Origin of the sequence: Halomonas sp. LES1 (genome assembly GCF_031846005.1) — a bacterium.
GTDB lineage: Bacteria > Pseudomonadota > Gammaproteobacteria > Pseudomonadales > Halomonadaceae > Halomonas.
Genome location: NZ_JAVRGC010000008.1, coordinates 132872 through 154718 on the forward strand (window position 1 = coordinate 132872; position 21847 = coordinate 154718).

The 21847-nt window shown below is 65.0% G+C and carries 22 protein-coding genes; 9 read left to right on the forward strand and 13 right to left on the reverse strand.

Going from position 1 to position 21847, the window contains the following annotated elements; translation table 11 throughout:
• Positions 1 to 113: 113 nt before the first annotated feature.
• Positions 114 to 797, reverse strand: coding sequence for a GntR family transcriptional regulator (locus RM463_RS15505; protein ID WP_311430528.1), 684 nt, complete (start codon positions 795 to 797; stop codon positions 114 to 116).
• A gap of 88 nt (positions 798 to 885) precedes the next feature.
• On the opposite strand from RM463_RS15505, the gene RM463_RS15510 reads away from it, so the two are divergent.
• From RM463_RS15510 to RM463_RS15525, 4 genes are all read left to right on the forward strand, one after another.
• A complete protein-coding gene (locus RM463_RS15510; protein WP_311430529.1) occupies positions 886 to 2946 on the forward strand; it encodes a TonB-dependent siderophore receptor in 2061 nt (686 codons plus the stop codon).
• A gap of 94 nt (positions 2947 to 3040) precedes the next feature.
• Entirely contained in the window at positions 3041 to 4216 is a 1176-nt protein-coding gene (locus tag RM463_RS15515; RefSeq protein WP_311430530.1) for an ABC transporter substrate-binding protein, read from the forward strand.
• A complete protein-coding gene (locus RM463_RS15520; RefSeq protein ID WP_311430531.1) occupies positions 4213 to 5277 on the forward strand; it encodes an iron ABC transporter permease in 1065 nt (354 codons plus the stop codon). Before RM463_RS15515 ends, RM463_RS15520 begins: the two co-directional genes overlap by 4 nt.
• On the forward strand, positions 5277 to 6038 hold the full coding sequence (locus RM463_RS15525) for an ABC transporter ATP-binding protein (protein ID WP_311430532.1): 762 nt from the start codon (positions 5277 to 5279) through the stop codon (positions 6036 to 6038). Before RM463_RS15520 ends, RM463_RS15525 begins: the two co-directional genes overlap by 1 nt.
• A 147-nt stretch (positions 6039 to 6185) precedes the next feature.
• On the opposite strand, the gene RM463_RS15530 is transcribed toward RM463_RS15525, so the two are convergent.
• Positions 6186 to 7376 (reverse strand): RtcB family protein, encoded by a 1191-nt coding sequence (locus RM463_RS15530; RefSeq protein ID WP_311430533.1) that lies wholly within the window; start codon positions 7374 to 7376, stop codon positions 6186 to 6188.
• Between the two features lie 294 nt (positions 7377 to 7670).
• On the opposite strand from RM463_RS15530, the gene RM463_RS15535 reads away from it, so the two are divergent.
• Positions 7671 to 8423: a hypothetical protein gene (locus tag RM463_RS15535; RefSeq protein WP_311430534.1), complete on the forward strand. Its 753-nt coding sequence runs from the start codon at positions 7671 to 7673 to the stop codon at positions 8421 to 8423.
• A gap of 36 nt (positions 8424 to 8459) precedes the next feature.
• Here the strand turns inward: RM463_RS15535 and RM463_RS15540 are convergent, their stop codons facing one another.
• From RM463_RS15540 to RM463_RS15570, 7 genes are all read right to left on the reverse strand, one after another.
• Positions 8460 to 9251, reverse strand: a complete 792-nt coding sequence (locus tag RM463_RS15540; RefSeq protein ID WP_311430535.1) for an ABC transporter permease — start codon at positions 9249 to 9251, stop codon at positions 8460 to 8462.
• The gene (locus tag RM463_RS15545; RefSeq protein WP_311430536.1) at positions 9251 to 9955 is read right to left on the reverse strand and encodes an ABC transporter permease; all 705 of its coding nucleotides are present in this window, start codon (positions 9953 to 9955) and stop codon (positions 9251 to 9253) included. The genes RM463_RS15540 and RM463_RS15545 overlap by 1 nt, the downstream gene beginning before the upstream one ends.
• A gap of 22 nt (positions 9956 to 9977) precedes the next feature.
• Positions 9978 to 10748 carry an ATP-binding cassette domain-containing protein gene (locus tag RM463_RS15550; RefSeq protein WP_311430537.1) on the reverse strand — a complete coding sequence of 257 codons (771 nt, stop codon included), beginning with the start codon at positions 10746 to 10748 and terminating at the stop codon, positions 9978 to 9980.
• Between the two features lie 60 nt (positions 10749 to 10808).
• Positions 10809 to 11558 (reverse strand): transporter substrate-binding domain-containing protein, encoded by a 750-nt coding sequence (locus tag RM463_RS15555; protein ID WP_195689121.1) that lies wholly within the window; start codon positions 11556 to 11558, stop codon positions 10809 to 10811.
• 103 nt (positions 11559 to 11661) lie between these two features.
• Entirely contained in the window at positions 11662 to 13062 is a 1401-nt protein-coding gene (locus tag RM463_RS15560) for an NAD(P)/FAD-dependent oxidoreductase (RefSeq protein WP_311430538.1), read from the reverse strand.
• Complete coding sequence (locus tag RM463_RS15565) at positions 13059 to 13346, reverse strand: (2Fe-2S)-binding protein (protein WP_195689119.1); 288 nt, start codon at positions 13344 to 13346, stop codon at positions 13059 to 13061. The genes RM463_RS15560 and RM463_RS15565 overlap by 4 nt, the downstream gene beginning before the upstream one ends.
• Entirely contained in the window at positions 13327 to 14442 is a 1116-nt protein-coding gene (locus RM463_RS15570; protein ID WP_311430539.1) for an FAD-dependent oxidoreductase, read from the reverse strand. Before RM463_RS15570 ends, RM463_RS15565 begins: the two co-directional genes overlap by 20 nt.
• A gap of 92 nt (positions 14443 to 14534) precedes the next feature.
• On the opposite strand from RM463_RS15570, the gene RM463_RS15575 reads away from it, so the two are divergent.
• The 4 genes from RM463_RS15575 (at position 14535) to RM463_RS15590 (ending at position 18193) form a co-directional block, all read left to right on the forward strand.
• Positions 14535 to 15458: a LysR family transcriptional regulator gene (locus RM463_RS15575; RefSeq protein ID WP_311430540.1), complete on the forward strand. Its 924-nt coding sequence runs from the start codon at positions 14535 to 14537 to the stop codon at positions 15456 to 15458.
• Between the two features lie 226 nt (positions 15459 to 15684).
• A complete protein-coding gene (locus tag RM463_RS15580; RefSeq protein ID WP_311430541.1) occupies positions 15685 to 16125 on the forward strand; it encodes a translesion error-prone DNA polymerase V autoproteolytic subunit in 441 nt (146 codons plus the stop codon).
• Positions 16126 to 16127: 2 nt separating this feature from the next.
• On the forward strand, positions 16128 to 17450 hold the full coding sequence (locus tag RM463_RS15585; RefSeq protein WP_311430542.1) for a Y-family DNA polymerase: 1323 nt from the start codon (positions 16128 to 16130) through the stop codon (positions 17448 to 17450).
• A 191-nt stretch (positions 17451 to 17641) separates the two neighbouring features.
• Positions 17642 to 18193 (forward strand): PRC-barrel domain-containing protein, encoded by a 552-nt coding sequence (locus RM463_RS15590; RefSeq protein ID WP_311430543.1) that lies wholly within the window; start codon positions 17642 to 17644, stop codon positions 18191 to 18193.
• A 109-nt stretch (positions 18194 to 18302) separates the two neighbouring features.
• Here the strand turns inward: RM463_RS15590 and RM463_RS15595 are convergent, their stop codons facing one another.
• The 4 genes from RM463_RS15595 to mgrA all read right to left on the reverse strand — a co-directional run bounded on the left by RM463_RS15595 (position 18303) and on the right by mgrA (position 21790).
• Positions 18303 to 19331, reverse strand: coding sequence for a methionine synthase (locus RM463_RS15595; RefSeq protein ID WP_311430544.1), 1029 nt, complete (start codon positions 19329 to 19331; stop codon positions 18303 to 18305).
• Between the two features lie 25 nt (positions 19332 to 19356).
• A complete protein-coding gene (locus tag RM463_RS15600) occupies positions 19357 to 20340 on the reverse strand; it encodes a DUF1852 domain-containing protein (RefSeq protein WP_311430545.1) in 984 nt (327 codons plus the stop codon).
• Between the two features lie 229 nt (positions 20341 to 20569).
• A complete protein-coding gene (locus tag RM463_RS15605; RefSeq protein ID WP_311430546.1) occupies positions 20570 to 20701 on the reverse strand; it encodes a hypothetical protein in 132 nt (43 codons plus the stop codon).
• 60 nt (positions 20702 to 20761) lie between these two features.
• On the reverse strand, positions 20762 to 21790 hold the full coding sequence (mgrA, locus tag RM463_RS15610; protein WP_311430547.1) for an L-glyceraldehyde 3-phosphate reductase: 1029 nt from the start codon (positions 21788 to 21790) through the stop codon (positions 20762 to 20764).
• Positions 21791 to 21847 lie beyond the last annotated feature (57 nt).

The following is a 21847-nucleotide window of genomic DNA, read 5'->3' on the forward strand; positions in this document are numbered from 1 at the left end:
CCCAGCGCGATGCGAGGGCACCCTCTTCTACAGATAACGCTTCATGCTCTACAAATGACGCTTCATGCCTGTCTATGAAGGCCCCGAAGCACCAAAGTTGGCGCCATTCTGAATCAAGAAACCGTTGTGTCAGTGACTTGGTTGCCATCCTCTTCGCCTGCTCCACGCGGACGCTCTTGCCAGGCAGTAAGGTGCTGATGAATGACTCCCTGGAGCGCCATGGGGTCATCCGCCTCCAGGGCGGATAACATGTCACGGTGCTCTTTCAGGCTACGCTCCACCCCGGCGACCCGGGGCCAGCCCGGACCGGCCCCACGCAGCCCCTGCTCACGCAACCAGTTGACCTGCCGCGCCAGGGCCGCGTTGCCGGCCAGATCCGCCAGGGCGCGATGAAAGCCATGGTTGGCCAACGCCATGGCCTCACCGTCCTGCTCGCGGGCCGCCTTCTCAAAGCCCTCCATAGCCCGCCGCACCATGGCCACTCCCGCCGGCGTCTTGCGCGCCATCATCAAGGGCACCATGGCCTGTTCGATCACCAGGCGCGCCTCTGTCAACTCCTCACGCTCTCGCCGGTTCCAGTGACGGACCCGATATCCACGATTAGGCACATGCTCGATGCTGCCCATCTCCGCAAGCCTTTCCAGTGCCCCGCGCACCACGAAGCGACTCACGCCATATTGCTCGGCCAGGTTGTCCTGGCGCAGCCAGCTACCCGCCGGAAACCGTCCGCCGCTCATGCCTAGACGAAGTCGCTCCTGCAGCCAGGCTATCTCCTTGCCACTCGTGATCTTCAGCATGGCTTCCTCCAGCAAATTCTCTTGCAGATTGGCGCCAATTATATATCATCCGCATCGCTATTGATAATCATTACCAAAAGGATACGACATGCATTCCCGATTCCTGCCCGCGCCACTTACCCTGGCCATGTTGGCCATCACTTTTGGCGCCTCTACCGCCTGGGCCGAAGAGGACATCACGCTGGACACCCTGGTGGTATCCAGCGACTGGCTGGGCGCGACCCAGGCGGATCCGCGTACCACCCCGGGAGGACGCCAGTCCCTGGGTGAGGAGACGCTGGAGGCAGGCGAGGTGCGCAACCTCGAGGACGCTCTGGCACGGGTGCCGGGGGTGCATGTTCAGGACGAAACCGGCACCGGCATCCTGCCCAACATCGGCGTGCGGGGTCTATCTCCACGACGCAGCGAGCGGGTGCAGATACTCGTCGACGGCATACCGGCAGCCCTGGGGCCCTACAGTAATATCGGCGTGTCCCTGTTCCCCGTGACCCTGCCCACCCTGGAGAGGGTCGACGTGGTGAGGGGCGGCGCCGCGGTTCACTACGGCCCCAATAACGTCGGGGGTGTGCTCAACTTCGTCACCCGTGGCATCCCCTACGAGACAGAAACCCAGCTGCGCGAACGACTCACCGTGGATGAGGCGACCGGCCATGTGCTGACCGACAGCTACCTGCGAGCCGGCGGACAAGTGAGCGAGCAGCTGGGGCTTCAGGTGCAGGCCAACGTTGTGCGGGGCGAGGCGGGTCGCGAGCATAGCGACACCGAGGTCGACAACTTCATCATCGACGGCGAATATCTGATCGATGACGCCCACTCCCTGGACGGCCAGCTGCAGTACTACCAGGTCGACGCCGAGCTTCCCGGCGCCCTCTCGCCGGATGCCTTCGAGCGTGATCGCACCGACTCACAACGCCCCCACGATCGCTTCGAGGCCGACACCTGGCGCGGCCACCTGACCTGGCACTGGCAACCCAACGCAGACGTCGACTTCAGCTGGCGCCACTTCGGCCATCGCAGTGATCGCACCTTCTGGTTCGGTCAACATCTGGACAAGACGACCGACTTCCACTGGGCCGACCCCGCGGCACCCACCACCCACGTAGCCGACTCTCCCCGTGCCTTCCGGGTCTGGGCCAGTGAGCCGCGACTGGCACTACGCCGCGGCGACCATACCCTGATGCTCGGTGCCCGCTATCTGGAGGAGCGCGTCGACTTCGACGTCAACCGCCGCGAGCAGGCCAGCGGCACCACCCATGAGGTGCGCCGCTGGGACTTCGATACCCAGGCCATGGCAGCCTACGTCAGCGATACCTGGCGGCTCGGCGACAGCGGCTGGACCCTCACGCCGGGGCTGCGCTACGAGCAAGTCGAGATGGACTACGCGGATGCCCTGGGCGGCGATGAGGACGATAACCGCGCCGAAGAGTGGCTACCCGGCCTGACCGTCGGCTATGAGGCCAGCGATGCCTGGTACCTCTTCGCCAACAGCCAGCGCTCCCTCACCCCGGTGCAGCTGGCTCAAGTCACCAATCCCGGTGACGTTGCCAACGAGACCGCCTGGAACCACGAGCTGGGAGCACGCTACACCGCCGGAGACTGGCAGGCATCGAGCACCGGCTTTGTCATCGATTACCAGGACCAGGTCGTCAAGCAGCCCGACAACAGCCTCAAGAACCTGGGCCGCACCCGCTACCGGGGGGTGGAGACCCGCGTGGGCTGGGCGCCGGCGGGAGGGCCGCTCAGTCTGGAGGGGGCCTGGACCTGGCTGGATACCGAGCAGCGCGACGGTGAGTATGCCGGCCGGGAGGTGCCCAATGCACCGACACACCTGCTCAACCTGCATGCCGCCTGGACCCAGGGTGACTGGACCTGGAACCTGAATGGGCGCTATGTGGCCGAGAGCTTCTCGGATGCCGCCAATACCCGCGAGGAGACAGCCAACGGTAGCGCCGGCGAGCTGCCCGACTACTGGCAGGTGGACACCAGCCTGGCCTACCGGCTGCCGGTGGCCGCCGACGCCAGCCTGACCCTGGGCGTGCACAACCTCACCGACGATGACGCCTACTTCCGCGGTGTGGACGTGAGCCCCGTGGGGCGCGTGCCGCTTGCCGGTCGTGCCTACAGCCTGGGGCTGGACATGACCTTCTAGGTGCTCATCGCCCCCCGCCCCGCATCCGGCCAGCCGCATGCGGGGCGCTCACCCGTCAGATTCACCAGTCAGCTCACCCGCTATCGGAGATGCCATGCCCTCCTTCCCTCTCCAGCGTCACATACGGCGTCCACACCCGGCCTGGCTGTTCCTGGTGGTGGGGATGATATGGCTCCTGCTGTCGGACAGTTCCCAGTCGGACTCGCCAGATTCATCTGACAGGGTCACGGTCACCGACCTGGCCGGCCGTGAGGTCACCCTTCCCCATGGTGCAAAGCGGGTGATCCTCGGCGAGGGGCGGCTGCTCTATACGCTGGCCGCCCTGCGCCCGGAGGATCCCTTCGCGCCTCTGGTGGGCTGGCGAAACGAACTCAAGCGTTTCGACCGCGATGTCTGGGCTCGCTACCGGGCACGCTTCCCTCACGCGGAATCCCTGGCCACCTTCGGCAAGGCCGCCAACGGCGAGTTCAGCATCGAGCAGGCCCTGGCCCTCGAGCCCGACGCCATCGTCTTCGACCTGGCCGCCTGGCCTGTGCTACGCGATGGCCCGGCCCTGTCGGTACTGGAAGCCGCGGGCATTCCGGTAGTGTTCGTCGACTTCCTGACCCGACCGGGCCAGCACATGGCGCCGAGCGTGCGTCTTCTCGGCCGGCTATTCGCCGCCGAGGAGCGTGCCGAGGCCCTGCTGACACTGCGTCGGGAAAGCCTTGAGGCCGTGGCGGACCGGCTACCCGACACTCGCCCCAGGGTGCTGGTGGAGACAGCGGCCGGCCTCCACCCGGAGTGTTGCCGCAGTGTCGGCGACGACAACCTGGGGCGCGTCGTGCGCCTGGCCGGCGGCGACAACATTGCCGCCGAACAGATCCCCGGCGTATTCGGACGCCTGCACCCGGAGTGGGTACTGGCCGAGAACCCCGACGTCATCGTCATGACCGGCGGTGACTGGCAGGAGCTGAGCGAGGCCGCGATCCCCATGGGCTATGACGCCTCGGCGAGTGAAGCACGCGGGGCCATGCGGTCGCTGACCGAAGCTCGGCTGGGCTGGCCCGAGTTGTCCGCCGTGCGCGCGGGGCGCGTCCATGCGCTCTGGCATCAGTTCTACAACACGCCCTATCAGTTCGTGGCGGTACAACGCCTCGCCAAGTGGCTGCACCCCCAGGCCATGGCCGACCTCGAGCCCGAGGCACTGTGGCGCCACCTCCATGAGGAGTTCCTGCCACTGTCGGCAGAGGGGGCCGTCTGGGCGACGCTTGAGGAGACCTCGCCATGAGCCTCGACTCCGCCATCGCCATGGGCCGACCGGTGGCCGCCGATGGCTTCCAGCGCCGCGAAGTTCGCCACCGGGCCTGGCTGCTCGCCGGCACCGGCATGCTGCTGGCCGCCTTTCTCGCCGACCTACTGCTAGGACCGGGCGGGCACCCCCTGGGCCAGGTGCTCGAGGCCCTGCTGACCCCCGAGCAGGCAAGCCCGCTCGTCCGCATCACCGTGTGGCAACTTCGCTTGCCCACGGCCCTGCTGGCGGTACTGGCCGGCGCGGGGCTGGCCGTTGCCGGCGCCCAGATGCAGACCGTGCTCGACAACCCCCTGGCCGACCCCTTCACCCTGGGCCTGGCCTCTGCCGCGAGCTTCGGCGCCGCCCTGGCCGTGGTGGCCGGCATCAGCCTGCTGCCGCTGGCAGGGCACCTCGCCGCCGCCGGCAACGCCTTCGTCTTCAGCCTGGTGGCGGCCGGCATGATCCACTCGCTTAGTCGCCTGCGTGGCGTGGGGCTCGACACCCTGGTCCTGCTGGGCATCGCGACCATGTTCACCTTCAACGCCCTGCTCGGCTTGCTGCAGTACCTGGCCTCTCCGGACGCCCTGCAACAGCTGGTGTTCTGGTCACTGGGCAGCCTGTCTCGGCCCAGCGGCCTCAAGCTGGGCCTGATCGCCGCCGTTCTCGCGGGCACCCTGCTGCTGAGCCACCGGCTGGGCTGGCAGCTGGGCGCCCTGCGCCTGGGCAGCATCCAGGCGCAGGCGATGGGAGTGCCCGTGGCGCGGCTGCGCCTCGGTATGCTGGCCGCCATGGCGCTACTCACCGCGGTGGTGGTGGCAGCCGTCGGGACCATCGGGTTCGTCGGCCTCGTGGCACCGCACATGGCACGCCTGCTGGTAGGCGAACAGCAGCGTCATTTCCTGCCGCTCTCGGCACTCTGTGGCGCCACCCTGATGTGCATCGCCGACCTGCTCAGCAAGCTCGTCGTGCCGGGGCTGGTGCTGCCCATCGGCATCATCACCGCGCTGGCCGGGCTGCCCGCCTTCTTCCTGCTGATTTTGCGCCGGAGGCCCTCCTGATGCATGACGATGACCTGCTTGTTCACTCCGTGGGGCTCGACGGGCGTCTCGCCGTCGAGGGGCCTCTGGCGGCCCCCGCCGGCGCCGTGACGGTATTGCTGGGACCCAATGGGGCCGGCAAGTCGACCCTGCTCAGGGCCCTGGCCGGCATCGAACCGGCCAGGCTGGCGGCGAGCCTCGGCGGGAGGGAACTCGCCACCCTGTCGTCGGCCGAGCGTCGCGAAGCCTTCTACTACCTTCCACAGTTAGGCGGCAGCCAGGCGGCGCTGAGCGTGCACGAAGCGGTGCTTCTCTCGTACAAGACCCTGCACCCGGGGCGCGTTCGTCGCCAGGATCTCGCCCACGTAGAGGCGGCTCTCGACAGCATGGGGCTCATGGCGCTCGCGGGGCGACGGCTCGCCAGCCTGTCAGGAGGACAGTACCAGCGCGTTGCCATCGCTCAGGCCGTGGTGCGACGGCCCCGGGTGTTGATGCTCGATGAACCCACGAGTGCGCTGGACCTCCACCAGCAGCTCAGGGTGCTGGAGTGGGTGCGAGCGGAAGCGGATCGCGGCCGTAGCGTGCTGTTGGCGCTGCATGATCTCAATCTGGCCGCGCGGTTCGCCGATCACTGCTGGTTGCTGAAGGAGGGTCGCTGCCAGGCGGCGGGCCCAGCAACGGCCTGCTTGACGGCTGATCATCTCGAGCCGCTCTTCAAGGTCCGGCTCAGCGTCGACACGGGACCCGATGCAAGCCTTCGCATTCAGGCCCTGGGGCTGTGATGGTGCCAATGGGAGAGCGGGAGACACCCTTGGATTAGCCACCCAGGCGCCCCCGCTACCGGCAGAGCGGCGTTTCCATCATCGAGATGCTATCGAAGGGAAGTGGCAATGCCCGTCGACTGGCCAGCGGGGCGCGGCGGTGATGGCTCATCCCTTGATCACGGCCAGCGGCTCCAGCACGACCTCCACCTCGACCAGATCCGTCTGGTTACGCATCACCGCATCGATATCCTTGTACGAGCCAGGGGCCTCGTCCAGGTCCTTGCGCCCGCGCAGGGCGTGCAGCACGCCGCGCTGCTTGAGCTGCTTCACCTCCTCCTTGAAGTCCAGCCTTCTGCGGGCCTGGGCACGACTCATCACCCGCCCGGCGCCGTGGGAGCACGACGCGAAGGAGTCGGACTCGCCCTTGCCTCTCACCAGGAAGGAGCGGGTGCCCTGGGAGCCGGGAATCATCCCCCACTCCCCCGCCCTGGCCCGTGTCGCTCCCTTGCGGTGCACGATCACCCGCTCGCCGAAGTGCTCCTCCTCGGCCGCGAAGTTGTGCGGCTTGTTGATAAAGTGCGAGAACTCGATCCCGGGCAACACCTCGGCGAACGCCTGCTTTACCCGCTCCATCATCAGCCGCCGGTTGGCCAGCGCAAAGGCGATGCAGTAGTTCATCTCGTCGCGATACAGGGCGAAATCCGCGGAGGTTGCCGGCAGGTGGGCCAGACCCTGGGGCACCCGCTCCCCCTCGGCCTCGTTCAGGCGTTTCGCCTGCGCATGGTAGTGGTTGGCCACGGTATAGCCGAGGTTGCGCGAGCCCGAGTGGATCATGATCCAGATATGGCCATCCGAGCCCTTCTGCACCTCGATAAAGTGGTTACCGCCCCCCAAGGTCCCGATCTGATACAGCGCCCTGTCGTATTCGCTCTCCACGATCGGCAGGTGCCCCTCTCGCTTGGGCATCCAGGCCTCATCCTGGGGAGCTTCGTGGCGTGCAGCCCCGACGGGCACCGTCTCGCGGATCAGGCCCATGATCGCCTTCAGATCCACCGTCTCAATCGCGTCGAGACTCGTCCGCAGAGAGCACATGCCGCAGCCGATATCCACGCCGACGGCGTTGGGCACCAGGGCGTCGCGGGTGGCCAGCACACCGCCGATGGGCATGCCGTAGCCCTGGTGGCTATCGGGCATGATGGCGATGTGCCGGAACGCATAGGGCAGGTTGGCCAGGTCTCGCGCCTGCTCCAGCGCCCCCTCATCGAGCTGTCTGGCCTCAAGCCACAACTTGATCGGCAGGGCCTCCGTGGTGATGACGCTCTTTGCGCAGGACGCCTCAGCGCTGTTCTGTTTCATCAACCCCCTCCTTGCCAGGGTCAAAAACGGTCGGTGGCCACACGACGATTTGCCAGAACCTTACCGCCTTATTACAGTATAGAATAATCAGTTATTTTATAATCGCCAAAATAGAATAGCGAATAACCACGGTCATTCGTGCCGCGTCGCGCAGAGGATGGCACCGGAAAGCGTTGGACAGCGACAAGAGCCAGCACGGCCGAAGCGGCGGCCGCGGTGTGACAGCCTGAATCCAGGCACAGCCGCGACAGCCCCACCGATAGCCCCAGAAACCCCCACACACAGGTATCGCCATTGTTTACGGACCTCGTCAGTGACCTTGATAACGACTCACTGGAGCCAGACCTGTTACTGGACGTGCCTTATGTGCCCACCGATGAAGCGGTGATCGAAGAAATGCTCAGCCTGGCCAATGTCGGCCGGAAGGACATACTCTATGACCTGGGGTCGGGGGACGGTCGAATTGTGGTTGCCGCGGCCAAAACCCGCGATGCCCGCGGCATCGGTATCGATCTTGACCCCTTGCGGGTCGCCGATGCCATGGAGTATGCGGGCTGGACAGGCGTCGAGTATCTGGTCGATTTCATTGAAGAGAGCCTGTTCACGGCGGACATCAGTGAGGCCACCGTGGTCACGCTCTACCTTCTCGACTCGGTGAACGTGGAGCTGCGCCCGCGGCTGCTGAGCACGCTGCGCCCAGGAGCCCGCATCGTGTCACACGCCTTTGACATGGGCGACTGGCGAGCAGATGAACGACGCCGCATCAATGGTACCAACCTCTATCTATGGATTGTGCCGGCCCAGGTGGCGGGAACATGGGAGTGGACAGGAACGGACGACCGGCAGTACCGCGTTGAGCTCAAGCAGAAGTACCAGGATATCACCGGCAGTGCCTGGCTGGAGGGCCAGGCAGCCCGCCTAGAGTACACCGAGCTTCGCGGCAATCGGCTAACGTTGCTGCTGCGTGGACATGACACTGCCCCGCTCGAGCACTTCACCCTGTGCTTTGCAGAGGGCCGGCTGGAGTCCGCCACGCAAAAGTTTTGACGACCCTCTCGAGGATGCCGGAGCAGCCAATGTTAGTCACGATGCTCCCTTGATACCGCCTTTCCTCATCAGCCCCCGGGCATGGCGTGCACGTGTAGGAGCCCCCTGTGTGCTCAGGTGGGCCAGCAGACGCTTCTCCAGGTAGCGGAAGAAGTAGAGGATGGCGAAGGTCAGGCACAGATAGATGGCCGCCACGAACAGGAAGGCGTCGAAGGGGGCATAGAAACGCGCATAGACGAAACGCGCCGCCCCGGTGAGATCCATGATGGTGACCACGCTGGCGATGGCGCTGGCGTGGAGCATGAAGATCACCTCGTTGCCGTAGGCGGGCAGCGCGCGGCGGAAGGCGCTGGGCAGCACGATCCGGCGCAGCATAAGGCGTTGGGTCATGCCATAGGCGCGTGCCGCCTCGATCTCGCCGCGGGGGGTGGCCTTGATGGCGCCACGGAAAATCTCGGTGGTGTAGGCCGCGGTGTTGAGGGTGAAGGCGGCCAGCGCCGGCACGAAGGGCTTCTCGAGCAACACCCATAGCCAGGTATCCTGGATGCCCTCGACGAACACCACCCCGTAGTAGATCAGGTAAAGCTGTATCAGCAGGGGGGTGCCGCGGAACACGTAGCAGTAGAGAAAGATCGGCAGGCTGATCCAGCGCTGCCGTGAACCGCGGCCGATGGCCAGGGGAACGGCCAGCACCAGGCCGATCACCAGCGACAGGAACACCAGCTGCACGGTGGTCACCAGCCCCTCGCCGTAGTAGCCGAGGGTCTGCAGGGTGAAGATGCTGTTGTCGGCCAGCAGGGCCTCGAGTCGACTCATCAGGGCATCCATCACTTGACCTCCCCGAAGCCGACATCATAGCGCTTCTGCAGGCGGGCGAAGCCCCACTCGGAGACGCTGGCGATCAACAGGTAGATGGCACCCACGATGAGCATGAAGGTGAAGGGCTCGCGGGTCGCCTTGGAGGCCTCGGCGGCCACGCGCACCATGTCGGAGAGCCCGATCACCGAGACCAGGGCGGTGGTCTTGAGCAGTACCATCCAGTTGTTGGAGAGCCCGGGAATGGCGTGGCGCATCATCTGCGGGAAGCGGATGCGCCGGAACACCAGCCAGGGCCCCATGCCGTAGGCGCGGCCGGCCTCGATCTGGCCACTCTCCACCGCCAGGAAGGCGCCGCGGAAGGTTTCGCCCATGTAGGCGCCGAAGATCAGGCCGATGGTGATCACCCCCGCCACGAACTCGTTGACGTTGATGAAGATATCCCAGCCGAAGTGCGTATAGAGCTGGTCGGTGATCGCGTTGATGCCGATCTGGCCGCCGAAGAACAGCAGCATCATCAGCACCAGGTCGGGCACGCCGCGGATGATGGTGGTGTAGAGGGTGCCGATGGCGTGGGCCGCCCGGCTGCGCGACATCTTGGCGCTGGCGGTGATCAGGCCCAGCACGATAGCCAGGAGCAGCGACAGCACCGCCAGCTCGACGGTGATCAGCGCGCCCTCCAGCAGTCGCGGGCCATAGCCGTGAAGATTGATCATGGGACTTACCTCGTGGGCCGGCTCAGTGCTTGGGGGCCAGGAATTGTTTCAGGCGCTCCGAGCGCGGATTGCCGAATACCGCCTCGGGCGGACCGGACTCCTCGATCACCCCCTGATGCAGGTAGATCACCTCGCTGGAGACATCCCGAGCGAAGGCCATCTCGTGGGTCACCAGGATCATGGTGCGCCCCTCGTCGGCGAGGCCACGCATGACCTTGAGCACATCCCCCACCAGCTCGGGGTCCAGGGCCGAGGTGGGCTCGTCGAACAGCATCACCTCGGGGTCCATGGCCAGCGCCCTGGCGATGGCGCCGCGCTGTTGCTGGCCACCGGACATCTGGGCCGGATAGGCGTTGGCGCGCTCGCTCAGGCCCACCCGCTCGAGCAGGGCGTGGGCCTGCTCGATGGCCTCCTTCCTGGGCTTGCCGAGCACCTGCACCGGCGCCTCGATGATATTCTCGAGCAGGGTCATATGGGCCCAGAGGTTGAAGTTCTGGAACACCATGGAGAGCTTGGCGCGCATGTTCACCACCTGCTGCCAGTCGGCCGGCTCGCGGCCGTGCTTCGTCTCCTTGAAGCGGATCGCCTCGCCATGGACGATCAGCTCGCCCTCGTCGGGCTGTTCGAGCAGGTTCATGCAGCGCAGGAAGGTGCTCTTGCCGGAGCCCGAGGCGCCGATCAGGGTGATGACATCGCCCTTGCGGGCCTCGAGCGACAGGCCCTTGAGGACGTCGGTATCGCCGAAGCGCTTGGTGATATGGCGCACTTCCAGCGGGATTGAGCTAGCAGCCATGGAAAGGCTCCGGTAGGTGCAACACACGCCGGGGCCAAGCCCCGGCACGCTCCGTCAATTTCACTCGCCGAAGTACTTGGCCTGCAGCTGGTCGAAAGTGCCGCTGGCCTTGACCTCGGCCATGGCGGCATCGAACTGCTCTACCAGCTCCCGATCACGCTTGCGGAAGGCGGCACCGACGCCCGGGCCGTAGATCGACTCCGGCTCGGTGATCAGCTCGCCGCGGCGCTCGAATGCCTCCTCGCCCAGCAGGGCTTCCTGAGCCAGGGGGAAGGCGGTGAACACCAGATCCAGGCGCCCGGAGTGCATGTCGTTGATCACGCCGCCGGAATCGCTGTAGCGGCGAATATCGGCCTGGGGGTGGAACTGGGTGACGTAGCGGTCCTGAATGGTGCCCTGCTGCACGCCGACGGTGACATCGGCCAGGTCGCCGGCCACGTCGACCTCGGCCTCCGCCTGACCGACCCACACCGAGGGCACCTGGTAGTAGGGCTCGGAGAAGAGGACCTGGCGGGCACGGTCCTCGGTGATATTCATCGCCGAGGCGATGAAGTCATACTTGCGCGCCAGCAGCCCGGGAATGATGCCGTCCCACCCCTGCTTGACCCATTCGCACTCACGCTGCATCTCGACGCAGACGGCATCGATCAGCTCGACCTCGAAGCCGGTGATGGTGCCGTCAGGCTCCTGATACTGGTAGGGAATATAGGGAACATCCACGGCGATCCGCAGCGGCCCCTCATCCGCCATGGCAGGGGTCGCGGCAAGCGCCGCCGCAATCAGTAGACCGAAGGAGTTGGAAATACGCATGGCAATTCACCTCTTGTGCTTGTGTGATGAAGCGTGTGATGCAGTGATAGGCACCACCAGATATCCGGCGACGCCGCATCCCGTCACAACGACGGAAAGGAATTCAGGAGGAAGGCGGCGCGGGTGAGGCCGCCAGTTCCCCCAGGGTGATCGAGTGCAGTGGCGGGCGGACCCGGTAATAGCCCACGGCGTTCATGGAAGCGTCCTGGTGGCTGGCCAGCAGTCGGCTGACACTCTCACCGCACAGGCGCCCCTGACACGGCCCCATGCCGCAGCGCGTAAAGGCCTTGAGCTGGCCGGGACCGGCGGCCCCCTGCCCCATGGCGGCGTTGATCTCACCGAGCGACACGGATTCACAGCGACACACCAGGGTCTTCTCGGGCTGGGCGGCAAGCCAGCCTTCCGGCACCCGGAACAGCGCATCCAGCAGCTTGCGAGCGCCCAGGTCACGCGCCCGAGCGCGGCGTAGCGAAGCGCGCTCCTCGCCGACCCTCTCGCCCTGAGCCTCGAGAACCGACAGGCCCGTGAGATGCCCCTCGCGCTCGGCGTTGATCGCCCCACCGATACCGGCACCGTCGCCGGCCAGCCACAGGCCCGGGCCGGCGGCCAGCGAATCGGCATCGCGCTCGGGCACGAAGGCCTGCTGGCCCGCATGCCAGGCGAAGCCGAGCCCCAGCCCGCGCCCCAGCTGAGGCTCCGGCACCACACCGAAGTGAGTCAGCAGCAGCGGTGTCTCGACGCGCTGCCAGCGACCGGCCAGGCGATAGCTCACGGCCTCAAGATGCCCCTCGCCCTCGGCCTCCAGGGCGTCGAACCCCTGCTTGACCGTGACGCCGGCGCGGCGCAGCGCGCCCATCATCCTGAGCCCCTTGAGCAGATAGTGGCGAGCGTGCCAGGTGCCCAGCGGCTGGCGCAGCAACGCCGAATAACGCGAGCGCGGGGCGGCGTCCAGCACCAGCCTTGGCGGACAGCCGGCGCGCAGGTACTGCCAGGCCAGCAGATAGAGCAGGGGGCCGGTGCCGACCAGCACCGGTGGCGCCTCGGGTACCAGGGCACCCTGCTTGAGCAGGATCTGACCGGCCCCGGCCTGCATCACCCCCGGCAACTGCCAGCCCGGGAATGGCCAACCGCGCTCCATGGCGCCGCCGGCGACGACCAGCTGGCGTACCTGCCAGAGCTCGCCTTTGCCGCTCGCCAGCACGCCGAGGGTGGTGCCCTGCCCTTCACGCTGAGCCCACCACACCCGGCTGCCCGGCCGGTAATCGATTCGTGAATGTGCGAAGCGCGTCAGCAGGGCCTGGCCCCGCAGGTAGTCGGCGCCCATCACCGCCTCCCCCACCTGGGGAGCGGCGAGTTGACGGTAGATCTGGCCTCCGGGGCTCTGCGCCAGATCGAAGACCACCGGCCTCTCGCCGGCCTCGGCCAGACGGCTGGCGGCCGCCATGCCGGCCGGGCCGGCACCGATGATCGCCACCTCGGCGTGGCGCATCCGCGTCTCGCTCATAAGGCCCTCCACTGACGCTCGATCCGCATTCCCTCGGCCACCGGCACCAGGCAGCCCTGGCGATTGGGTTCACCATCGACGGTGATCAGGCACTCATGGCACACGCCCATCATGCACAGCGGCGCACGGTTGCTGCCGTCGACATGCCGGCGATAGCCCGCGGCGCCTTCGAGCCACAGCAACGCCGCGGCCACGCTGAAAGTGTTCGGCACACGATGGGAGTGGCCCTCCAGCCAGATCGTCACCTCTCCGGTGGAGGCCGCGCTATCCAGTTGCTTGAACATCGAAACGCGCTCCTGAAAAGTCGCCATAGGCCGCTTCCAGCCGGTCATTGTCGATGGCCGCGACGAGCTCCTCGGCATGGAAGGCCGCCAGGGTGATGCCGCTGTGACAGCTCAGGTTGTAGGCCCCGGGAAAGCGACGCGAGGCCTCGTAGACCGGGTTACCGTCCGGGGTCATCACGCGCAGCGCCCCCCAGGTGCGCACCAGTCGGGCCCGAGCCAGGTCGGGGTAGATCTGCACCGCGCGCTCCCCCAGCTGGTGAATGGTCTCGAGCGTCACCCCGGTGTCGTCGCCGACCTCCTCCAGCACGTCGCCGATCAGGTAACCACCGCTGGCGGTCTGACGAATCTGCGGGCTCGGCAGCCGTCCGCCCTGGGGCAGCCGCTCGGTCACCAGCACCTGGCCACGCACCGGGCGAACGCGGCCACTGAGCCCCAGGGCAGGCGCCAGCTGCCGCCCTCCCAGGCCGGCGGCCAGAATCAGCCTTTCCGATGTGAAGGTTCCCCCGGGGGTACGCACCGTGAAGCCGGCATCCGTGGCCTCGATCTCGCTGGCCGGGGTGGCGGGCCGGTAGTCGACACCCAGCGCCTGGCAGGCAGCATAGAGGGCACGCAGCAGGGAGAGCGGGTTGCAGTGGCCATCGTGGGGCGACCAGGTGCCACCGTGGACCCTCTCGCCAAGTCCCGGCAGATGCTCCAGCAACGCCTCCCGGTCGAGATAGGACCAGCGCACTGCTTCAAGTGTCGGCATGGAGGCGTACAGCGCCCGATACTCCGCCTGAAGGGCCTCGGCCTGTTCGGCATCGAAGCACAGGTCCACACCGCCGCGCCGCTCATACTCGAGGTCGATCCCGGTGCACGCGGTAAGCTCCTCGGCGAACTCGGGCCAGGTCTCGCTCGAGTGCAGCGAGAGTTCGGCATAGCGCGGCATGCCACTCCCCTTGCCCTGCACCCAGACCAGGCCGGCATTGCCACGGGAGGCACGCAGCGAGCCGTCATGCTCATCGAGCACAGTAACGCGCCGCCCACGACGGGCCAGCCCATAGGCCGCCGCCATGCCAACCACGCCTCCGCCGATGATGAGAAAATCCTGCGGCATTACCCATGCTCCGTCACTGCCATACCTCGACGATAGGCCAGCCATCCCATACGATCTAATACCAATACCAACCCACTCCATATGGAATTGTTATGGAAACGCCACGACTCAGCGACCGTCAGCTGCAAGCCTTCCAGCACGTGATGGAGTGCGGCAGCGTTTCCGGCGCGGCACGTCGCATGCTGATCGCCCAGCCCGGCGTCACTCGACTGGTGAAGCAGCTCGAGCATGATGTGGGCTTCACGCTGTTCGAGCGCCGCCGGGGCCGGCTGGTGGCAACTCCCGAAGCGCGCCTCTTTCATCGTGAGCTGCTCCGGGTATGGAGCGGGCTGGAAGGGTTGCGCGCCACCGCCCGGCGCATCAAGGAGCGCGAAACCGGAGGGCTGCGCATCAGCGCCATGCCGCTGCTCGGCATGGGGTTTCTGCCCGATGTGCTGGCGGACTTCACACCGCGCCATGGCGAGGCCCCGGTCGAGCTCGCCACCTTCCGCTCCGAGCAGGTGGTGGAGGATATCGTGACCCAGCGCGCCGACCTTGGCTTCGCCATGCTGGGTGGCGGCGACGAGCGTGTAGAGAGCGAGGCCTTCAGCCTCGGCAACGTCTGCCTGCTGCCCGCCGACCACCCACTGACGGCGCAGTCGAGCATCACCCTCGACGACCTGCATGACCAGCCATTGATCTGTTACGAGCCCCAGGACCCCAGCCGACGGGCCCTGGACCGGCTGCTCGAGGCCGCAGGCGTGCGCCCCCGCCGCCATCTGCAGGTATCGCTGGCCCTGCAGGCTGCCCGCCTGGTGACACAAGGCGCCGGCATCACGGTGATCGACCCGCTGAACGCCCGGGTATTCGCCGACGAGCGCCTGGCGATACGCCCCTTCGCCGCCGAGCTCGACGACACCTTCTATCTATTAACGCCCCGAGAGCAGCCCCTCTCCCGCCTCGCCCAGGACTTTATCAGCGTGTTTCGGGCACAGTTCGCACGCGCCATCGACCAGTCAGCAAAACCACAAAGTTGAAATAACCTTTTGTTATATAAGAAAAATCATTAGCTCCGCGCCAGACCCAATGGATCCCCTGTCTTGCGGAAGGCAGTGAGCCCGATGACGGAGCGGCTCGCGGCCCATCGGCTCGGGGGCGAGCCAGGCTGCCCGGCTCGATCGGTCGATCGACCGAACGGTCACAAGCATGGTATTGCCACCCCTCTATACTGTATAAAACAACAGCATCAAGAGGAGATACCCGATGACCATCGACACCCTGATTCCCGCCCACCCGACGCCACCCGGCCTGGCGCTGCCCCATCCCCTGGCGCTGACGCGGGCCGGCGTCTCCGGCTTTCCGAGCCCCGCCCAGGACTACGAGGGGCGTACCCTGGATCTCAATGAGCGGCTGGTGAAGCGCCCCTCGGCCAGCTTCTTCATGACCGTGACCGGCGACAGCATGGACCCGCTGGGCATCCACGACGGCGACCTGCTGCTGATAGATCGCTCCATCGAGCCGCGACCGGGGCACATCCTGGTGGCCCTGGTGGAGGGCGAGATCACGGTAAAGCGCTACCAGCTGCAGGGCCGCCAACCCTACCTCTGCTCCGCCAACCCGGCCTACCCGCCGATCCCGCTCGAGGACCTCGACTGCCAGGTGTGGGGCGTGGTGCGTTCGGTCATCCACGAATATCCGGTGTAGCCATGATCGGCCTGGTCGACTGCAACAACTTCTATGTCAGCTGCGAGCGAGTCTTCCAGCCCCGGCTGGAGGGGCTACCGGTGGGCGTGCTCTCGAACAACGATGGCTGCGTGATCGCCCGCTCCAGCGAGCTCAGGGCGCTGGGGGTGGCGATGGGCACCCCGGCCTTCGAGCTGAAGGGGCTGCTGCGCCAGGGGCGCATCCGGCTGCTCTCCTCCAACTACGAGCTGTATGGCGATATGTCCGCCCGCGTGCAGGCGGTGCTGGAGGAGTTCTCCGCCGGGGTGGAGCCCTACTCGATCGACGAGATGTTCGTGCGCTTCGACGGCTTCGAGCAGAAGCAGCTGCTGAGCCATTGCCGCGAGCTCCACTACAAGGTGCGACGCTTCACCGGCATCCCGGTGAGTGTCGGCGTGGCGCCGACCCAAACCCTGGCCAAGCTGGCCAATCGGGCGGCCAAGAAGGTGCCCGGCTACCGGGGCGTCTGCGTGCTCTCGGCGGGCAGCGTCGAAATGGCGGGTCTCCTGCAGCGAACCGAGTTGAGCGAGGTCTGGGGCGTGGGCCGCCGCCTGGTGGAGCGACTGGCATTGATGGATATCCGCACGGCCTGGGATCTGGCCCAGGCCGACCCCAAGGCGATTCGCCGGCGCTTCTCGGTAACCCTGGAGCGCACCGCCCTAGAGCTGCGCGGCGTGCCCTGTACCGAGATGAACGACACCGACGAGCCCCGACAGCGCATCATGACCTCGCGCTCCTTCGGCAGGCTGACCGACAACCGCGACGAGATCCACGAGGCGCTGCGCCAGTTCGGCCAGCGCGGTGCCGAGAAGCTGCGCACCCAGGATAGCCTGGCCCGGGCCGTCTACGTCTTCCTGAAGACCAACCGCCACCGGCAGGACCTGCCGCAGTATTCGCCCGGCGCCGTGGTCGAGCTGGCACGCCCCACCGATGACAGCCGCGAGATCCTGCACGCGGTCGGTCAGGCCTTCGCCGCCATCTACCGGCCGCACTACCGCTTCATGAAGGCCGGGGTGATGCTGATCGACCTGATCGACGCCAATCGGCAACAGATGTCGCTGCTGGAGTCGCCCCAGAGTGCCGCGGAGCGCGAGCGCAGCGAGAAGCTGATGGCGACCCTGGATGCCCTTAACCAGCGCATGGGTCGCGGCACCATCAAGCTCGGGATGCCCTCCCCCAGCGCCGCCTGGCACCTGCGCTGCGCCAACCGCTCACCCCGCTGGACGACGCGCTGGAAGGAGCTGCCGACGATCACCGCGCCTCGGGAGGCTCGATCGGTGGAGGGACACCCTCCACCAGGTGATTGACCCGGGTGCCCACCGGTCAGGATCCACCAGCCACACTCGCCGCCGACAGCTCCTCTCCGTAACACTCCGTTACCTGAAAAGTGGAACTCGTGCGGCACTCCCACGACAAACGTGTACGGCAACAAGACACGCCGACGAACCGGGTCCGCGTCGACGGGCCTGACATAAGGAAAGGAACAAGGAGTCATCACATGCTGTATGGAAAGCCTCTCCTGCGTCACGCCACTCTGAGCACCCTGGTCGCTGGCGGCCTGCTGCTATCCGCATCGGCCATGGCGGAGCCTCAGGGCCTCTATTCCAGCGATGAACTGCTCGACGCCGATGTCTACACCGCGGCCGATAGCCGGGAAATCGGTGAGGTCGAGGATGTCCTGCTGGATAACGACATGAGGGTGCGCGCCCTGGTGATCGATACCGGGGAACTACTCGATATCGACGACGACCATGAGTTCGTGATCGAGGCAGGCCGATTCAGCGTGGAAACTCATAACGGCGACGACATCGATGACATCGAATACCGTGTGATCGTCGACATGAGCGACGCCCAGATCAGCCAGCAGCCGACCTATGACAACGACTGGTGGCAAGACGCTCGCCTGGGCGCTCACGAGGCCTGGGAGCAGACCAAGGAGGGCGCAGCCAGCGCCTGGGACACCACTCAGGAAGGGGCCTCACGTGCCCTGGACAGCATCGGCAAGGCACTGGAGAACGTCGGCAAGAAGACCCAGGATGCCGCCGAGTGATCGACACATGCGGCTCCCGGACCTGACAGCATAAGGAGCTTCATGAGGACAAGGGCCCGGCCATTGGCCGGGCCCTTCTTATACAGGGTCCTGCAGAGAGGTCGTTAGCCTAGCCAGCGAGTTCCGCTGCGACGATTTCAGCCCCGGCACTCAACGCATTCAGCTTGGCTCTGGCCACCTGGCGAGACAGTGGCGCCATGCCGCAGTTGGTGCAGGGGTAGAGATTCTCGGCGTCGACAAACTGAAGCGCCTTGCGCAGGGTATCGGCTACCTCTTGCGGTGTTTCGATGGTATTGGTGGCGACGTCAATCGCCCCCACCATGACCTTCTTGCCACGGATCAGCTCGATAAGCTCCATGGGAACGCGGGAGTTCTGGCACTCCAGGGAGACGATATCGATACTGGATTTTTGCAGCCTGGGGAACACCTCCTCGTATTGCCGCCACTCGCTGCCGAGGGTGCTTTTCCAGTCGGTATTCGCCTTGATCCCATAGCCATAGCAGATGTGTACGGCCGTCTCGCACTTCAGGCCCTCGATCGCCTTCTCCAGCGTCGCGATACCCCAGTCATTCACCTCATCGAAGAAGACATTAAAGGCGGGCTCATCGAACTGGATGATATCGACACCCGCCGCCTCCAGTTCGCGTGCCTCCTGGTTCAGGATCTTGGCGAACTCCCACGCCAGTTTTTCACGACTCTGGTAGTGACCATCGTAGAGGGTGTCGATCATGGTCATGGGCCCAGGCAGCGCCCACTTGATGGGTTTCGTGGTTTGCTGGCGCAAGAACCTGGCGTCATCGACGAAAACGGGCTTCTGACGGGATACCTCACCGACGACCGACGGGACGCTGGCATCATAGCGGTCGCGAATTCTGACGGTTTCGCGCTTGTCGAAGTCAACGCCATTGAGATTCTCAATAAACGTCGTGACGAAGTGCTGACGCGACTGCTCGCCATCACTGACGATATCGATGCCCGCCTGTTGCTGCTCATGCAGTGCCAGGCGCAATGCGTCCTGCTTGCCTTCCGCCAACCCCTCACCCTGCAATTTCCAGGGTGACCACAGCACCTCCGGCTGTGCGAGCCAGGAGGGCTTGGGAAGACTACCGGCCGTCGATGTGGGTAACAGCTTTGCCATGATGGAAGACCTCGTGATGAATGGATCAAAGAGCGCAGTTGGCGGACCATTGCTCGAGTATATTTCGGTAGGGTTTGATGAAGTTCTCCTCAACAAACTTCCCCTGCTCAGCCGCTAGCCGGCTACGCTCCTCTCTGTCATAGACGATGCGAGTCAGTGAGTAGTCCTGCTGTTTCAAGCTTGGCTGGTAGGCCTTCCCCGCCGCAGAATTGGCATTGTAGATTTCCGGGCGATAGATCTTCTGGAACGTATCCATGGTGCTGATGGTACTGATAAGCTCAAGATTGGTGTAATCGCCAAGCAGGTCACCCTGAAAATAGAAGGCCAGGGGCGCAACGCTACCCGGAGGCATGAAGTAGCGGACCTTCATCCCCATCTTGCTGAAGTAATCATCGGTCAATGAATGCTCTTTCTGAGCATATTCAACACCCAGCACGGGGTGGTGGTTCTCGGTGCGGTGATATGTCTTGTTACTCGAAACACTGATACAGATGACAGGAGGCTTCTTGAAATACGTCTTGTACGTATTCGAGTTGACAAACGCCTTAAAAAGGCTGCCATGCAGAACGCCAAAGTCACTCGGAACACTGAACTCCTTCTGATCCCTGTTGTGCTCCTTTAGCACTACACTGAAGTCATAATCCCGCACGTAGGAGGAGAAATTGTTTCCGGCGACGCCTTCAATTCGTTCACCGTACTTTTTATCGACAACGGTTGTCTTCAAGATTTCAATAAGCGGAAGCGCGCTATCACCGGAGGCGGCATCGACGGTCATCTCAACAGAGATGATATCAAGCTCCACGGCATAGCGATCACCCTCCGGGTTATCCCAATCGGCCAGGGCATTGAAGCGATTGTCGATCATCCTCAGGGTATTGCGAAGATTCTCCTTACGCTGCTCACCTCTTGCCAAGTTGGCAAAGTTGGTCGTGATACGGGTATTGTCCGATGGCCGATAGTTCTCATCGAATCGAATACGCTTGACGCTGAATGCAAAATCCTTATCCATTTAGACTTGCCATCCTGCTTCCTGAGACATGAACCCAAGGCATCTCTCTATTGATAAATATTCGAGATGACTCCCTGGATCGTCGCCATTCGAGCTCGTCAGGTCCGATATAGCGGGCCGCGGTGGCGGTCACTGCCCAGCGGGAACGCCACTGACGAAACCATGAGTGAGATTATCGAAACCATCGCCTCATGAATCAAGATGAAGAAACTCATGACGAACATCAATATCATTCATGTCCGAGTGTGTAGGCCGGCGCATCACCGCGGCGATCGGCCGACACAAGGGCCTCGGGGTCGCCAAGGCCGGCGGCCAGACTGGCCTGTTCGGCCCAGATGCCGGCCACGCGACCGGCATCCATGCTCAGGGGGTCTTGGGGGATTTGCTCAGCGGGTGCTCAGGGGTTTGCTATAAGAGGTAATCACCCTTGCGAGGAGGCCGCCCACAGGTTGATGCCGCCATCGACCGCATGTCGATCGATCTCAGCGAGCTCCGCATCGCTGAAGTCCGGGGTCTCGAGGGCCCCCAGGCTTTCAAGCAGCTGCTCCGGGCGGCTCGCGCCGATCAGCGCCGAGGTCACGCGACCGCGGCGCAGCACCCAGGCGATGGCCATCTGCGCCAGGCTCTGGCCGCGGCGTTCGGCGATCGCGTCAAGCGCCTGCACCCGGGCCAGATTCTCGGGCGAGAGGTGCCCCTCTTTCAGGCTCTGGCCCAAGGCGGCACGGCTATCCTCGGGCACGCCTTGCAGGTACTTGCCGGTCAACAACCCCTGAGCCAGCGGCGAAAAGACGATCGAGCCGACGCCCAGCTCATCGAGGGTCTCCAGCAGGCCATCGGTCTCGATCCAGCGGTTGAGCATCGAGTAGCTCGGCTGGTGGATCAAGCAGGGTGTGCCCAGCGAGCGCAGAATCTCGACCGCCTCCCGGGTGCGCTGGGCACTGTAGGAAGAGATGCCGACGTAGAGCGCCTTGCCCTGCCGCACCGCCTGGTCGAGCGCCATCATGGTCTCCTCCAGAGGCGTCTCGGGGTCAAAGCGGTGGGAGTAGAAGATATCCACGTAGTCCACGCCGAGCCGCTCGAGGCTGCGATCCAGGCTGGAGAGCAGGTACTTGCGGCTGCCCCACTCACCGTAGGGCCCCGGATGCATCCAGTAACCCGCCTTGGTGGAGATCACCAGCTCGTCACGATGGCCGGCGAAATCACTGTTGAGGACACGGCCGAACAGCGACTCGGCGCTGCCCGGCGGCGGCCCGTAGTTATTGGCCAGATCGAAGTGGGTAATGCCGTGATCGAAGGCGGTGCGGCAGATGGCCCGAGCATTCTCGGGGCTCGCGTTCTCGCCGAAGTTCTGCCACAGCCCCAGCGAGATGGCCGGCAGCTTCAGGCCGCTGCGCCCGCAGCGGTGATAGGGCATGCGCTCGTAGCGGTGTGCCGAGGGCGTATAGCTCATGGGTCCCACTCCTCGAAGGTCGCGTGTCTCCCTGACCGCCGGCAGAGCCGAGCCTGC

Bases quoted from the DNA above. Each gene is read 5' to 3' on its own strand.
- RM463_RS15550 (WP_311430537.1), bottom strand. From the start codon at position 10,748: ATGGCTGCTAGCTCAATCCCGCTGGAAGTGCGCCATATCACCAAGCGC.
- RM463_RS15600 (WP_311430545.1), bottom strand. From the start codon at position 20,340: ATGGATAAGGATTTTGCATTCAGCGTCAAGCGTATTCGATTCGATGAG.
- RM463_RS15515 (WP_311430530.1), top strand. From the start codon at position 3,041: ATGCCCTCCTTCCCTCTCCAGCGTCACATACGGCGTCCACACCCGGCC.
- RM463_RS15595 (WP_311430544.1), bottom strand. From the start codon at position 19,331: ATGGCAAAGCTGTTACCCACATCGACGGCCGGTAGTCTTCCCAAGCCC.
- RM463_RS15570 (WP_311430539.1), bottom strand. From the start codon at position 14,442: ATGCCGCAGGATTTTCTCATCATCGGCGGAGGCGTGGTTGGCATGGCG.
- RM463_RS15580 (WP_311430541.1), top strand. From the start codon at position 15,685: ATGACCATCGACACCCTGATTCCCGCCCACCCGACGCCACCCGGCCTG.
- RM463_RS15590 (WP_311430543.1), top strand. From the start codon at position 17,642: ATGCTGTATGGAAAGCCTCTCCTGCGTCACGCCACTCTGAGCACCCTG.
- RM463_RS15560 (WP_311430538.1), bottom strand. From the start codon at position 13,062: ATGAGCGAGACGCGGATGCGCCACGCCGAGGTGGCGATCATCGGTGCC.
- mgrA (WP_311430547.1), bottom strand. From the start codon at position 21,790: ATGAGCTATACGCCCTCGGCACACCGCTACGAGCGCATGCCCTATCAC.
- RM463_RS15530 (WP_311430533.1), bottom strand. From the start codon at position 7,376: ATGAAACAGAACAGCGCTGAGGCGTCCTGCGCAAAGAGCGTCATCACC.
- RM463_RS15605 (WP_311430546.1), bottom strand. From the start codon at position 20,701: ATGGATGCCGGTCGCGTGGCCGGCATCTGGGCCGAACAGGCCAGTCTG.
- RM463_RS15545 (WP_311430536.1), bottom strand. From the start codon at position 9,955: ATGATCAATCTTCACGGCTATGGCCCGCGACTGCTGGAGGGCGCGCTG.
- RM463_RS15575 (WP_311430540.1), top strand. From the start codon at position 14,535: ATGGAAACGCCACGACTCAGCGACCGTCAGCTGCAAGCCTTCCAGCAC.
- RM463_RS15505 (WP_311430528.1), bottom strand. From the start codon at position 797: ATGCTGAAGATCACGAGTGGCAAGGAGATAGCCTGGCTGCAGGAGCGA.
- RM463_RS15585 (WP_311430542.1), top strand. From the start codon at position 16,128: ATGATCGGCCTGGTCGACTGCAACAACTTCTATGTCAGCTGCGAGCGA.
- RM463_RS15565 (WP_195689119.1), bottom strand. From the start codon at position 13,346: ATGTTCAAGCAACTGGATAGCGCGGCCTCCACCGGAGAGGTGACGATC.
- RM463_RS15520 (WP_311430531.1), top strand. From the start codon at position 4,213: ATGAGCCTCGACTCCGCCATCGCCATGGGCCGACCGGTGGCCGCCGAT.
- RM463_RS15555 (WP_195689121.1), bottom strand. From the start codon at position 11,558: ATGCGTATTTCCAACTCCTTCGGTCTACTGATTGCGGCGGCGCTTGCC.
- RM463_RS15510 (WP_311430529.1), top strand. From the start codon at position 886: ATGCATTCCCGATTCCTGCCCGCGCCACTTACCCTGGCCATGTTGGCC.
- RM463_RS15525 (WP_311430532.1), top strand. From the start codon at position 5,277: ATGCATGACGATGACCTGCTTGTTCACTCCGTGGGGCTCGACGGGCGT.
- RM463_RS15540 (WP_311430535.1), bottom strand. From the start codon at position 9,251: ATGGATGCCCTGATGAGTCGACTCGAGGCCCTGCTGGCCGACAACAGC.